The sequence below is a fragment of the Pseudomonas sp. R84 genome, assembly GCF_009834515.1.
Taxonomy (GTDB): Bacteria; Pseudomonadota; Gammaproteobacteria; order Pseudomonadales; family Pseudomonadaceae; genus Aquipseudomonas.
On the sequence record NZ_CP019426.1, the window covers coordinates 3,118,830 to 3,133,726 of the forward strand.

The 14,897-nt window shown below is 60.5% G+C and carries 8 protein-coding genes; 7 read left to right on the plus strand and 1 reads right to left on the minus strand.

The genetic code is table 11. The annotated features are described in order from the left end of the window. Positions 1-95: 95 nt before the first annotated feature. The 7 genes from tpx (at position 96) to PspR84_RS13905 (ending at position 13,114) form a co-directional block, all read left to right on the plus strand. Positions 96-596: a thiol peroxidase gene (gene tpx, locus PspR84_RS13875; protein ID WP_016987527.1), complete on the plus strand. Its 501-nt coding sequence runs from the start codon at positions 96-98 to the stop codon at positions 594-596. Positions 597-771: 175 nt separating this feature from the next. After that, positions 772-2,079 (plus strand): MdtA/MuxA family multidrug efflux RND transporter periplasmic adaptor subunit, encoded by a 1,308-nt coding sequence (locus PspR84_RS13880; RefSeq protein ID WP_160057697.1) that lies wholly within the window; start codon positions 772-774, stop codon positions 2,077-2,079. Next, positions 2,076-5,177, plus strand: coding sequence for an MdtB/MuxB family multidrug efflux RND transporter permease subunit (locus tag PspR84_RS13885; protein ID WP_160057698.1), 3,102 nt, complete (start codon positions 2,076-2,078; stop codon positions 5,175-5,177). The genes PspR84_RS13880 and PspR84_RS13885 overlap by 4 nt, the downstream gene beginning before the upstream one ends. Positions 5,178-5,319: 142 nt before the next feature. Continuing rightward, positions 5,320-8,427: an efflux RND transporter permease subunit gene (locus tag PspR84_RS13890; protein WP_116032998.1), complete on the plus strand. Its 3,108-nt coding sequence runs from the start codon at positions 5,320-5,322 to the stop codon at positions 8,425-8,427. After that, the gene (locus tag PspR84_RS13895; RefSeq protein WP_160057699.1) at positions 8,424-9,893 is read left to right on the plus strand and encodes an efflux transporter outer membrane subunit; all 1,470 of its coding nucleotides are present in this window, start codon (positions 8,424-8,426) and stop codon (positions 9,891-9,893) included. The genes PspR84_RS13890 and PspR84_RS13895 overlap by 4 nt, the downstream gene beginning before the upstream one ends. A gap of 212 nt (positions 9,894-10,105) precedes the next feature. Continuing rightward, the gene (locus PspR84_RS13900) at positions 10,106-12,187 is read left to right on the plus strand and encodes an EAL domain-containing protein (RefSeq protein WP_160057700.1); all 2,082 of its coding nucleotides are present in this window, start codon (positions 10,106-10,108) and stop codon (positions 12,185-12,187) included. A 180-nt stretch (positions 12,188-12,367) separates the two neighbouring features. Beyond that, complete coding sequence (locus PspR84_RS13905) at positions 12,368-13,114, plus strand: SDR family oxidoreductase (protein WP_038368973.1); 747 nt, start codon at positions 12,368-12,370, stop codon at positions 13,112-13,114. Positions 13,115-13,230: 116 nt separating this feature from the next. On the opposite strand, the gene mapR is transcribed toward PspR84_RS13905, so the two are convergent. Continuing rightward, positions 13,231-14,640, minus strand: a complete 1,410-nt coding sequence (gene mapR / locus PspR84_RS13910) for a GntR family transcriptional regulator MpaR (protein ID WP_034155962.1) — start codon at positions 14,638-14,640, stop codon at positions 13,231-13,233. Positions 14,641-14,897: the final 257 nt, after the last annotated feature.

The window sequence follows — 14,897 nt, forward strand, 5'->3', positions numbered from 1 at the left end:
CAATTTCCAAACAGGGCATAGGTCGTCGGACAATTTCGTGGTTAACTTCGGCCTCTTGCATGCTTTCCAATCAAAACATCAGAAGGACTCAAGTCATGGCTCAAGTCACCCTTAAAGGCAATCCGGTTCAAGTCAACGGCCAGTTGCCACAAGCCGGTTCCAAGGCGCCAGCCTTTTCTCTGGTTGCCGGCAATCTGTCCGACGTCACCCTGAAAGACTTTGCCGGCAAGCGCAAAGTGCTGAACATTTTCCCAAGCGTTGACACCCCGACCTGCGCCACCTCGGTGCGCAAGTTCAACGCTCAGGCCAACGAAGTGGCTAACACCGTGGTGCTGTGCATCTCCGCTGACCTGCCGTTTGCACAAGCGCGTTTCTGCGGCGCTGAAGGTCTGGAAAACGTACAGAACCTGTCGACCCTGCGCGGTGCCGAGTTCATCGAGAACTACGGCGTGGCCATTGCTGACGGCCCGCTGAAAGGCCTGACCGCTCGCGCCGTTGTGGTTCTGGACGAAAACGACAACGTCCTGCACAGCGAACTGGTCAAGGAAATCGCTGAAGAGCCTAACTACGAAGCGGCACTGTCCGTTCTCAAGTAAGCGCTTTTACAATTGTTAACGGCCTGGCCCTGTCCAGGCCGTTTTCATTTGTGTATCAGTGTTTTGCCTCACACCTTGAAACGTAAGGTGTAAGTAAATTGCCGGTAAAGCTGCTTTGCTATTTCCCCACTAGTGCTTATCGTTCAGCCTCCCGTAAAAGAAGCCCACGCGCCCAATGGTTAATGACTCCATGCAATCGTCCCCTCGTAACTCCCGCCGCTGGCTGATCAGCCTGCTTGTCTTGTTGGTGATCGCCGTCCTGTGCTGGAAATTCTGGCCCGCCGGTTCAGCCCACAAAGAGGGCGCTGACAAGGCGGCGGCCGGGCACACCGGGCGTTCGGGGATGATGCGGCCGGGCTTCGGTGGCGGCACCGGGCCGATTCCGGTGCGCGTGGCGCCGGCGGTCACCGGCGACTTCCCGCTGTATTACAAGGCACTGGGCACCGTGACCGCGCTCAACACTATCAATGTGCGCAGCCGGGTGGGCGGCGAGTTGGTCAAGATCAACTTCGAAGAGGGCCAGATGGTCAAGGCCGGCGACCTGCTGGCAGAGATCGATCCACGTCCATACCAGAATGCCTTGCTGCAGGCTGAAGGCACTTTGCTGCAGAATCAGGCACAACTGAAAAACGCCCAGGTCGACGTCGAGCGTTATCGCGGTCTGTACAAAGAGGACAGCATCGCCAAACAGACACTGGACACCGCCGAAGCACTGGTCGGCCAGTATCTGGGCACGGTCAAGACCAATCAGGCCGCGGTCAACGACGCCAAGCTCAATCTCGAATTCACCAAGATCCGCGCGCCAATCGCCGGTCGCGTCGGTCTGCGTCAGGTTGACGTCGGCAACCTCGTTACCGCCAACGACACCACGTTCCTCGCGGTGATCACGCAAACCCAGCCGATCAGCGTGGCTTTCACGTTGCCGGAAAACAGCCTTGAAACCGTACTCGCGCGTTATCGCAGTGGCGCCAAGCTGCCGGCTGAAGCCTGGGATCGCGGTGACAGCAAACTGCAAGCGACCGGCGTATTGCAAAGCCTCGACAACCAGATCGACGTCGCCACCGGCACCCTGAAGTTCAAGGCCCGCTACGACAACCGCGATCAGGCGCTGTTCCCCAACCAGTTCGTCAACGTTCACTTGCTCGCTGACACGCTGAAAGGCGTGGTGCTGGCACCATCGGCGGCCATCCAGTTCGGCACCAACGGGACCTTCGTCTATGCGCTGGACGGCGACAAGAAAGTCACCATTCGCCAGTTGAAGATTGGTGCCAGCGACGGCGAAAACACCGTCATCACCGAAGGTCTGACTGCCGGCGACCGCGTGGTACTGGAAGGCACCGACCGCCTGAAGGAAGGCAGTGAAGTGGAAGTGGTCAACGACAGCAATCAAGTACCGACCACGCCGACCGAACACCTGCAAGGCAAGTCCGCTGCCCAGACGCCAGACGCTGTGGTCACTGACAAGGCCAAGAAGGGCGCATGAACATTTCGCGGCTGTTCATCCTCCGACCGGTAGCCACTACCCTGAGCATGCTGGCCATAGTTCTGGCCGGCCTGATTGCTTATCGCTTGTTGCCGGTATCGGCGTTGCCACAGGTCGATTACCCGACCATCCGTGTCATGACCCTGTATCCCGGCGCCAGCCCGGATGTGATGACCAGTGCCGTGACCGCGCCGCTCGAGCGCCAGTTCGGGCAGATGCCGGGCCTGACGCAAATGGCCTCGACCAGTTCCGGCGGTGCGTCGGTGCTGACCCTGCGTTTCAGCCTCGACATCAACATGGACGTCGCTGAACAACAGGTGCAAGCCGCAATCAACGCCGCGACCAATCTGCTGCCGACTGATTTGCCGGCGCCGCCGGTGTACAACAAGGTCAACCCGGCAGACACCCCGGTGCTGACCCTGGCGATCACCTCGAAAACCATGCTGCTGCCCAAGCTCAACGATCTGGTCGATACGCGCATGGCGCAGAAAATCGCCCAGATCAGCGGCGTCGGCATGGTCAGCATTGCCGGTGGTCAGCGCCAGGCCGTGCGGATCAAGGTCAACCCGGAAGCGCTGGCGGCCAACAGTCTGAACCTGTCGGACGTGCGCACCTTGATCAGCGCCTCCAACGTCAACCAGCCGAAAGGCAACTTTGACGGCCCGACGCGGGTGTCGATGCTCGACGCCAATGATCAACTGACCTCGCCCAAGGATTACGCCAACCTGATCCTCGCCTACAAGAACGGCGCACCGTTGCGGCTCAAGGACGTGGCGGAAATCGTCGATGGCGCCGAAAACGAACGCCTCGCTGCATGGGCCAACCAGAATCAGGCGGTGTTGCTGAACATCCAGCGGCAGCCGGGTGCCAACGTGATCGAGGTGGTCGACCGCATCAAGGCGCTGCTGCCGAGCATCACCGACAACCTGCCGGCCGGCCTCGAAGTGACGGTGCTGACTGACCGCACGCAGACCATCCGCGCCTCGGTCACCGACGTACAACACGAATTGCTCATCGCCATCGCCCTGGTGGTGATGGTGACCTTCCTGTTCCTGCGTCGCGCCAGTGCCACGATCATTCCGTCGGTGGCCGTGCCGCTGTCGCTGATCGGCACCTTTGGCGTGATGTATCTGGCCGGGTTCTCGGTAAACAACCTGACCTTGATGGCGCTGACCATTGCCACCGGTTTTGTGGTCGACGATGCCATCGTCATGCTGGAAAACATTTCGCGCTTTATCGAAGAGGGCGACAGCCCGATGCAGGCCGCGCTCAAGGGCGCCAAGCAGATCGGCTTCACCCTGATCTCCTTGACCCTGTCGCTGATTGCAGTACTGATTCCGCTGCTGTTCATGGCGGACGTGGTCGGGCGATTGTTCCGCGAATTCGCCATCACCCTGGCCGTTGCGATCCTGATTTCGCTGGTGGTCTCACTGACCCTGACGCCGATGATGTGCGCACGTTTGCTCAAACGTGAACCCGAGGAACATGAACAGGGCCGTTTCTACCGTGCCAGCGGCGCTGTCATCGACTGGATGATCGCTGAGTACGGTCGGATGCTGCGCTGGGTGCTCAAGCACCAGCCACTGACCTTGCTGGTGGCGATCGGCACACTGGCGTTGACCGTGTTCCTCTATATGGTCGTGCCGAAGGGTTTCTTCCCGGTGCAGGACACCGGGGTGATTCAGGGCATTTCCGAGGCGCCGCAGTCGATTTCCTTTGCGGCCATGGGCGAGCGTCAACAGGAACTGGCGAAAATCATTCTCGAAGATCCGGCGGTGCAGAGCCTGTCGTCCTATATCGGTGTCGACGGCGATAACGCCACGCTCAACAGCGGGCGCTTGCTGATCAACCTCAAACCCCATGGCGATCGCGATCTGAGCGCTACTGAAGTGATTGCGCGCCTGCAGCCACAACTGGACAAATTGGTCGGCATCCGCCTGTTCATGCAGCCCGTGCAGGACCTGACCATCGAAGACCGTGTCAGCCGTACTCAGTATCAGTTCAGCATGTCCTCGCCGGACTCCGAACTGCTCAGCCAGTGGAGCGGCCGTCTCGTCGAAGCGCTGGCCCAGCGTCCGGAACTGACCGACGTTGCCAGTGATTTGCAGGACAAGGGTTTGCAGGTTTATCTGGTGATCGATCGCGATGCCGCCTCACGCCTTGGCGTTTCGGTGGCGAACATCACCGATGCGCTTTATGACGCTTTTGGCCAGCGGCAGATCTCGACCATTTATACCCAGGCCAGCCAGTACCGCGTGGTGCTGCAAGCCCAGGCCGGTGAGAAAATCGGCCCGCAGGCGTTGGACCAGATTCACGTCAAGACCACCGATGACGCGCAGGTACGCCTGTCGAGTCTGGCTCATATCGAGGAACGTCAGGCGCAACTGGCGATCACCCATATCGGCCAGTTCCCGGCGGTGATGATGTCGTTCAACCTCGCCCCCGGTGTGGCGCTGGGGCATGCGGTCGACATCATTGAACAGGTGCAGAAAGACATCGGCATGCCCGTCGGCGTGCAGACCCAGTTCCAAGGCGCGGCCGAAGCATTCCAGGCGTCGCTGTCGAGCACCTTGCTGCTGATTCTGGCGGCGGTAGTGACCATGTACATCGTGCTCGGCGTGCTCTACGAGAGCTACATTCACCCGATCACCATTCTCTCGACCCTGCCGTCGGCGGCGGTCGGCGCCTTGCTGGCGCTGCTGCTCAGTGGCAATGACCTGGGCATGATCGCGATCATCGGCATCATCCTGCTGATCGGTATCGTCAAGAAGAACGCGATCATGATGATCGACTTCGCCCTCGATGCTGAGCGCAATCAGGGCATGGCGCCGGAACAGGCGATCTATCAGGCGGCGTTGCTGCGCTTCCGGCCAATCCTCATGACCACGCTGGCGGCGCTGTTTGGTGCGGTGCCGTTGATGCTCGCGACCGGTTCCGGGGCTGAATTGCGTCAGCCGCTGGGTCTGGTGATGGTTGGCGGTCTGCTGGTGAGTCAGGTGCTGACGCTGTTCACCACGCCAGTGATTTACCTGTATTTCGACCGCCTCGGGCGACGCTTTGGCAAGACCAATGCGGATGCTGAAGAGGTGTCGGTATGACTGTCCGAACACATAACCCCTGTAGGAGTGAGCCTGCTCGCGATGAGGCCGGCACCTGCAACATCTATGTAAACAGACACACCGCTATCGCGAGCAGGCTCACTCCTACAGGGGATGGGTGTGAAGTCGGGGATCGCGGTCAATGAACCTCTCCGGTCCTTTCATCAAGCGTCCAGTCGCAACGATGCTGCTGAGCCTGGCAATCATGCTGCTCGGCGGCGTCAGCTTCGGTCTGCTGCCGGTGGCGCCGTTACCGCAAATGGATTTCCCGGTGATCGTCGTGCAGGCGAGCCTGCCCGGCGCCAGTCCGGAGGTCATGGCGTCCACCGTGGCGACGCCACTGGAGCGCTCGTTCGGCGCAATCGCCGGCGTCAACACCATGAGCAGCCGCTCCAGTCAGGGTTCGACCCGGGTCATTCTGCAATTTGATCTCGACCGCGACATCAACGGTGCCGCGCGGGAAGTGCAGGCGGCGATCAACGCCTCGCGCAACCTGTTGCCGAGCGGTATGCGCAGCATGCCGACCTACAAGAAGGTCAATCCGTCGCAAGCGCCGATCATGGTGCTGTCGCTGACCTCCGATGTGCTGGAAAAAGGCCAGCTCTACGATTTGGCTTCGACCATTCTGTCCCAGAGCCTGTCGCAGGTGCAGGGCGTCGGTGAAGTGCAGATCGGCGGCAGTTCGTTGCCGGCGGTGCGTATCGAACTCGAACCGCAAGCGCTGAACCAATACGGCGTGGCGCTCGACGATGTGCGCAAGACTATCGCCGATGCCAACGTGCGCCGGCCCAAAGGTTCGGTTGAGGACGGCCAACGGTTGTGGCAGATCCAGGCCAATGACCAGTTGGAAAAAGCCAAGGATTACGAGTCACTGATCATCCACTATGCCGACGGCGCCGCGCTGCGCCTCAAGGATGTGGCCAAAGTCAGCGACGGCGTCGAAGACCGCTACAACAGCGGCTTCTTCAACGATGACGCGGCGGTGCTGCTGGTGATCAACCGCCAGGCCGGCGCTAACATCATCGAGACGGTCAACGAGATCAAGGCGCAACTGCCGGCCCTGCAAGCGGTGTTGCCGGCCAGTGTGAAACTGAATCTGGCCATGGACCGTTCGCCGGTGATCAAGGCCACTCTGCATGAAGCCGAGATGACCCTGCTGATTGCCGTGGCGCTGGTGATTCTGGTGGTGTTCCTGTTCCTCGGTAACTTCCGCGCCTCGCTGATTCCGACATTGGCCGTGCCGGTGTCGCTGGTCGGCACCTTTGCGGTGATGTACCTCTACGGTTTCTCGCTGAACAACTTGTCACTGATGGCGCTGATTCTGGCCACCGGGCTGGTGGTGGACGACGCCATTGTGGTGCTGGAGAACATTTCCCGGCACATCGACGAAGGCGTCAAACCGATGCAGGCCGCGTACCTCGGGGCCAAGGAAGTCGGTTTCACCTTGCTGTCGATGAACGTCTCGCTGGTCGCGGTGTTTCTGTCGATTCTGTTCATGGGTGGGATTGTCGAAAGTCTGTTCCGCGAATTTTCCATCACCCTGGCCGCGGCCATCGTCGTCTCGCTGGTGGTTTCGCTGACGCTGACGCCGATGCTTTGCGCCCGTTGGCTCAAACCGCACACACCGGGGCAGGAAAACCGCCTGCAACGCTGGAGCCGCCGCACCAACGACTGGATGGTTGGCAAATACGCCACCAGCCTCGACTGGGTGTTGCGCCACCGGCGCCTGACGTTACTCAGCTTGCTGATCACCGTCGGCGTCAACGTCGCGCTGTACGTGGTGGTGCCGAAAACCTTCATGCCGCAGCAGGACACCGGCCAGTTGATCGGTTTCGTGCGCGGTGACGACGGTCTGTCGTTCAGTGTGATGCAGCCGAAAATGGAAATCTTCCGCCGCGCCGTGCTCAAGGACGAAGCGGTGGAAAGTGTCGCCGGGTTCATCGGTGGCTCCAACGGCACCAATAACGCTTTCATGCTGGTGCGTCTGAAGCCGATCAAGGAGCGCCAGCTCAACGCGCAGAAAGTCATCGAGCGCCTGCGCAAGGAAATGCCCAAGGTGCCCGGCGCGCAACTGATGCTGATGGCGGATCAGGATCTGCAATTTGGCGGCGGCCGCGAACAGACTACCTCGCAGTACAGCTACATCCTGCAGAGTGGCGATCTGGGCGAGTTACGCAAGTGGTATCCAAAAGTGGTTGCCGCGTTAAGGGCGTTGCCCGAACTGACCGCGATCGATGCGCGTGAAGGCAAGGGTGCCCAGCAAGTGACGTTGATTGTCGACCGCGATCAGGCCAAGCGCCTGGGGATCGACATGGACATGGTTACCTCGGTGTTGAACAACGCCTACAGCCAGCGGCAGATTTCGACGATCTATGACAGCCTCAACCAGTATCAGGTGGTGATGGAGGTCAATCCGAAATACGCCCAGGACCCGGTGACTCTCAAGCAAGTGCAGGTGATCACCGCTGACGGTGCGCGGGTGCCGCTGTCGACGATCGCTCATTATGAGAGCAGCCTGGAAGATGATCGCGTCAGCCACGAAGGCCAGTTCGCCTCCGAGGACATCTCTTTCGACATGGCCGAAGGCGTGACAGTGGAGCAGGGCAGTGCCGCAATCGAACGGGCGATTGCCAAGCTCGGCCTGCCGGAAGATGTCATCGCGAAAATGGCCGGCACGGCCGACGCCTTTGCCGCTACGCAGAAGAGCCAACCGTTCATGATTCTCGGGGCGTTGTTGGCGGTGTATCTGGTATTGGGCGTGCTGTACGAAAGCTACATCCACCCGCTGACGATTCTGTCGACCTTGCCTTCGGCCGGTGTCGGCGCGTTGCTGTCGATCTATGCGCTGGGCGGCGAGTTCAGTCTGATCTCGTTGCTCGGGTTGTTCCTGCTGATTGGCGTGGTGAAGAAAAACGCCATTCTGATGATCGACCTCGCGCTGCAACTGGAACGGCATCAAGGGCTGTCGCCGCTGGAATCGATCCGCAGTGCCTGTCTGCAACGCCTGCGGCCGATTCTGATGACCACGCTGGCGGCGATTCTCGGCGCCTTGCCGTTGCTGCTCAGCCGGGCCGAAGGCGCGGAAATGCGCCAGCCGCTCGGTTTGACCATCATCGGTGGACTGATTTTCAGCCAGGTGCTGACGCTCTACACCACACCTGTGGTTTACCTCTATCTCGACAAGCTGCGCCATCGTTTCAACAAATGGCGTGGCGTGCGTACTGACGCCGCTCTGGAAACTCCGCTATGACTGACCGTTCGCTTTTCAATCTGGCCACTGCTCGCGGCTCGCGTCTGCTGAGCCTGTCGCTGTGCGTGGCGATGCTCAGCGCCTGCGCTGTCGGCCCGGACTACCAGCGTCCGCAGACCGCTGAAATTGCCCAGTACAAGGAAGCCGAGGGCTGGACTCAGGCCAACCCGAGCGATTCGCTGGCCCGTGGTGCGTGGTGGGAGTTATACGGCGATCAGCAGCTCAACGGACTGATCGAAAAACTCAACAACGCCAACCAGACCGTCGCGCAGTCGGAAGCCCAGTACCGTCAGGCCCAGGCCTTGGTGCGCAGTGCTCGCGGAGCGTTTTATCCCAGCGTTGACTTGAGCCTGGGCAAGACCCGCTCCAGTCAGGGCACCGGCAGCAGCAGTTCGAGTCTGAGCAGTTCGTCCAGTGGTATTCGCGATACCTATAACGCTGAGCTGGGTGTCAGTTGGGAAGCCGATGTGTGGGGCAAGCTGCGCCGTGGACTGGAAGCCGATGAGACCAGCGCCCAGGCCAGTTTTGCCGACTTGGCGGCCATGCGTCTGAGCCAGCAATCGGAGCTGGTGCAGAACTACCTGCAATTGCGCGTGATCGATCAGCAAAAACGTCTGCTCGAAGCCACGGTGGCGGCGTATGAGCGCTCGCTGAAAATGACCCAGAACCAATACCGCGCCGGGGTTTCCGGGCGCGATGCGGTAGCGCAAGCGCAGACGCAACTGAAAAGCACCCAGGCCGATCTGGTCGATCTGATCTGGCAACGCGCGCAGTTCGAAAATGCGATTGCCGTGCTGACCGGGCAAGCGCCGGCGGATTTCAACATTGCCGAAGTGCAGACCATTCCAAAGCTGCCGCAGGTGCCGTTGAGCCTGCCATCGCAATTGCTCGAGCGCCGCCCGGACATTGCTTCGGCAGAGCGTTCGGTGATTGCCGCCAACGCCAACATCGGCGTGGCCAAAGCGGCGTATTACCCGGACCTGAGCCTGAGCCTGAGCGGCGGCTACAGCAGCAGTACCTCGCAGAATCTGGTTAGCCTGCCGAACCGTTTCTGGTCGGTCGGGCCGAAACTGGCGCTGCCGCTGTTCGACGGTGGCATACGCTCGGCAGAAGTCGAGCGCACCGAGGCGGTGTACGACCAGACCGTGGCCAAGTACCGCCAGACCGTGCTCGACGGTTTCCGCGAGGTGGAAAACTATCTGGTGCAGCTCAAGGTGTACGAAGACGAAGCAGCGGTGCGTCAGGAAGCCCTCGATGCCGCCCGCGACTCCCTGCGCCTGACGGAAAACCAGTACAAGGCCGGGTTGATTGCCTACATCGATGTGGTGGTGGTGCAAGCGACAGCGTTAAGCAACGAGCGCAGCGTGCTGAACATTCTGCAAAGCCGCTTGATCGCCAGCGTGCAATTGATAGCGGCGCTGGGCGGTGGTTGGGACGGGCAACTGGACGTAAGCAACTCCAACTGACGCCATGTGCCTCCTACGGGTATGTATTTCAGTTTTGAGCAAAGCTATGAACGCCGCGCCAGAGCCTCGTCGGCCGATCAAACGAGCGTTTCATCGGCTTGATGGCCAATTGCTTACTTTGTCAGTGCGTTCTTCTGCGCAATCAGTACAATCGCCGCATTTGCCCGACCGAGAATGGACGCAATCCGCGTTGGGTGGCCACGAGAAATCCCATGCTCATCGGTAGTTATTCCTCCACCCTGGTTTTCATTTCGTTGTGCGTGGCGATTCTCGCTTCCTACACCGCGCTCGACCTCACCGGTCGCATTGCCACGGCCAAGGGCCGTGCGGTGCATTTCTGGACCGCCGGTGGTGCGTTTGCCATGGGCATCGGCGTCTGGTCGATGCACTTCATCGGCATGCTCGCCTTCAAACTGCCGATCGACCTTGGCTACGACATCACTCTGACCGCGCTGTCACTGCTGATTGCCGTGTTGTCCTGCGGGTTCGCCTTGTGGCTGGTCAGCCAGCCGAAGCTGCCGATTCTGCAACTGGCGTTTGGCGCGTTGATCATGGGCACCGGAATCAGTGCCATGCATTACACCGGTATGGCGGCGATGCGCATGACGCCTGGGATCGATTACGACCCGACGCTGTTTGGCGCTTCGTTGCTGATTGCCGTCGGCGCCTCGGCTGCGGCACTGTGGATCGCTTTCCGCCTGCGTCAGCACTCGCCGTACGTGCGCCTGATTCGTGGCGGCGCGGCGATCATCATGGGCATCGCCATTGTCGGCATGCATTACACCGGCATGGCGGCTGCACAATTTCCTGACGGCAGTTTCTGCGGTGCCACTGTCAATGGCTTGAAAGGCAACGGCCTCGACAGTCTGGTGTTGATCACCACGTTGGCAGTGCTTTCGATTGCCTTGCTGACCTCGATTCTCGACGCACGCCTGGAAGCGCGCACCGCTGATCTGGCGCACTCATTGACTGTGGCCAACCGCGAACTCACGCAACTGGCTCTGCACGACACCCTGACCGGCCTGCCGAACCGCATGCTGCTGGACGACCGCATCAATCAGGCGATGAAAAAGGTCCACGAGCAGGGCGGCTGTTTTGCCTTGATGTTCATCGATCTGGACGGCTTCAAACCGGTCAACGATGCCTTCGGTCACCATATGGGCGACCAGTTGTTGCGCGAAGTGGGGTTGCGTCTGCGTGAAGACTTGCGCGGCCCGGACACACTGGCGCGCATCGGTGGCGATGAATTCGTGTTGCTGGTGCGCCTGACCGAACCCAATGACGCGCTCGGGCTGGCGGCACGTCAGGTCGGTCTGATTGCGCAATCGTTTCGTGTCGCCGAGCATGACTTGCAGATCTCCGCCAGCGTCGGCATCGCCTTGTATCCGGGCAATGGCCAGAACGCGCAGGAACTGCTGATGAACGCCGACGCGGCGATGTACCACGCCAAGGGCGGCGGCAAAAATGGTTACAGCTTCTTCGACGCGTCGATGAACAACAACGCGCGCAAGCAATTGCAGTTGTTGCAAGATCTGCGCGCGGCGCTGGAGCACAGCCAGTTCAGTCTGTATTACCAGCCGAAGTTCGACGCCGCCAATGGCCGTCCGGTCGGCGCGGAAGCGTTGCTGCGCTGGCAGCATCCAGTTCACGGCATGCTGATGCCGGACAAGTTCATCGAACTGGCGGAGAAATCCGGGCTGATCATTCCGATCGGTGAATGGGTGCTCAATGAGGCCTGCCGGCAGATGCGCGAGTGGTACGTGCTCGGTTACACCGATTGGCGGATTGCGGTGAACCTGTCGGCGTTGCAGTTCTGCCACACCGGTCTGGTGCGCAGCGTGGCCAAGGCGCTGGCCACCCACCACTTGCCGGCCAACAGCCTGACCCTGGAAATCACCGAAACCACGGCGATGAGCGATGCCGATGCGAGCATGACGGTGTTGCAGGAGTTGTCGGACATGGGCGTAGATCTGTCGATCGATGACTTCGGTACCGGTTATTCCAGCCTGATGTACCTCAAGCGTTTGCCGGCCAACGAGCTGAAGATCGACCGTGGTTTTGTGCGCGATCTTGAGCATGACAGTGATGATGCGGCGATCGTCTCGGCGATCGTTGCGTTGGGGCAGGCGCTTGGGTTGCGGATTGTCGCTGAAGGCGTGGAAACCGGTGTGCAGCAGGCGTTTCTGACTGAGTTGGGCTGTGATTCGTTGCAGGGTTATCTGCTGGGGCATCCGATGCCGGCAGATAAATTCATGCGGGATATTGCGCGGGGCGAGCAGGTGGCGGTGGTCTGATCGACCGCGTTATCGTTCTTCGCGAGCAGGCTCGCTCCCACATTTGGAATGCATACCCCTGTGGGAGCGAGCCTGCTCGCGAAGACGTCTGTCCAGACACCACAGACTCCATGCAAAACCCGCCAATGGCGGTTATTCTTCCCCCCGACTGTTACGTGTGCATTGGGGGGAAAGGCCAGCATGGATAAAGTCATTGTGATCACCGGTGGCGGGCGCGGGATTGGCGCCGCTACGGCGTTGTTGGCTGCCGAGCAAGGCTATCGGATCTGCATCAACTATCAGTCGGATGAGCAAGCCGCGCAAAGCGTGCTGGAGCAAGTTCGCGCATTGGGCGCCCAGGCCATCGCCGTGCGCGCCGACGTCAGCATCGAAGACGAAGTGATCGCGCTGTTCCATCGGGTCGACACCGAGTTGGGCCGGGTCACCGCCCTGGTGAACAATGCTGGCACCGTCGGGCAAAAGTCGCGGGTCGACGAAATGTCCGAATTCCGCATTCTCAAGATCATGAAAACCAATGTCCTGGCGCCGATCCTCTGCGCCAAGCACGCGATCCTGCGCATGTCGCCCAAGCACGGCGGGCAGGGCGGCAGTATCGTCAATGTGTCGTCGGTGGCCTCGCGTCTCGGCTCGCCGAACGAGTATGTCGATTACGCGGCGTCCAAAGGTGCGCTCGATACCTTCACCATCGGTTTGTCCAAGGAAGTCGCGGGCGAGGGGATTCGGGTCAACGCGGTGCGCCCGGGTTATATCTACACCGATTTTCACGCGTTGAGCGGCGATCCGGATCGGGTCAGCAAGCTGGAGTCGGCAATTCCGATGGCCCGTGGCGGGCGGCCGGATGAGGTGGCGGAGGCGATTGTCTGGTTGTTGTCGGACAAGGCGTCGTATGCGACCGGGACGTTTGTTGATTTGGGGGGCGGGCGTTAATTCAGCGGTGACCGCTCTGGCCCTATCGCGAGCAGGCTCACTCCTACATTTGGAATGCGTTCCCCTGTAGGAGTGAGCCTGCTCGCGATAGCTTCTGACGGGGCAGCAATAATCTGTCAGAACGACCGCACAATCCGCCCCAACGTCTCCATGGCCTTCTCCGAATCCTCGGTCCAAGGGCTGCCATAATTCAACCGAATACAATTCCTGAAGCGCTGCGTCGGCGAGAAAATCGGCCCCGGCGCGATGCTGATGCCTTGCGCCAGTGCCATCTGAAACAGCTTCAGCGAATCCATCTGCGGTGGCAGTTCCAGCCACAAGAAGTAACCGCCCGCCGGCTGGCTGACCCGCGTCTGCGCCGGGAAGTAACGGGCGATGGCCGCTAACATCGCGCTCTGCTGTTCTTCCAGGGCGTAGCGCAGTTTGCGCAGATGCCGGTCGTAGCCGCCGTGTTGCAGGTAGTCGGCAATCGCTGCTTGCGCTGGCATCGAGGCACACAGCGAGGTCATCAGTTTCAGTCGTTCGATTTTCTGCGCATAGCGCCCGGCAGCGACCCAGCCGATGCGGTAGCCGGGGGCCAGGCTCTTGGCGAACGAGCCGCAGTGCATCACCAGACCTTCGGTATCGAAAGCCTTGGCCGGTTTTGGTGCCTGTTGACCGTAATAGAGTTCAGCGTAGACATCGTCTTCAATCAGCGGCACCTGATGGCGGCGCAGCAGTTCGACCAGTTCCTGTTTCTTCGCCTCGGGCATGGTGGCGCCCATCGGGTTCTGGAAACTGGTCATGCACCAGCAGGCCTTGATCGGGTGACGTTCGAGGGTTTGCGCGAGCACGCCGAGGTCGATGCCGTCGCGTGGATGTACGGGGATTTCCACTGCTTTGAGTTTCAGCCGTTCGAGTACTTGCAGGCTGGCGTAGAAGGCCGGGGCTTCGATCGCCACCAGATCGCCCGGTTCGGTCACGGCTTGCAGGCACAGGTTCAGCGCTTCGAGGGCGCCGTTGGTGATCAGCAATTCTTCCATCGGCAGCATCAGGCCGCCAACCATGTAGCGCAGGGCGATCTGCCGGCGCAGTTGCGGGTTGCCCGGCGACATGTCGGTGACGACCATGCGCGGATCCATCTCGCGGGCAGCGCTGGCCAGCGAGCGCGACAGACGTTGCAGCGGGAACAGGGTAGGGCTGGGGAATGCCGAGCCGAAGGGGATAGTGCTTGGGTCCTTGATCGAATCGAGTACCGAGAACACCAGTTCGCTGACGTCGACTTCGGTGGAGTCGTTGACGTGGCTACTGATCACCGGCTCGGAAAACGGGCTCGGTGCATGGGTGTTGACGAAGTAGCCGGAGCGCGGTCGGGCGCGGATCAGGCCACGACGTTCAAGGAGGTAGTAGGCCTGAAACACCGTGGACGGGCTGACGCCGTAGGTCTGGCTGGCGTAGCGCACCGAAGGCACGCGCTGGCCGGGGCCAAGGACGCCGGAGCGGATCAGTTCAGCGATGTCGTCGGCGAATTTTTCGTAGCGTTTCATCGAGTACCTTGGTGCTGGTGTTATTGAGGTGTGTCAGGGAGGAAGCCCTCACCCTAGCCCTCTCCCAGAGGGAGAGGGGACTGATTGGGGGATGCTTGTGAACTACACCGACCTGAAAGTGCTTCGCCGAATCCGTAATCGACTCGACCTGAGAATGCTTTGTTGAATCCATAATCGACTCGGTTTCTCAGGTCGATGTATAGCGACAGACACCTCGGTCGGCCCCCTCTACCCCTGGGAGAGGGCTGGGGTGAGGG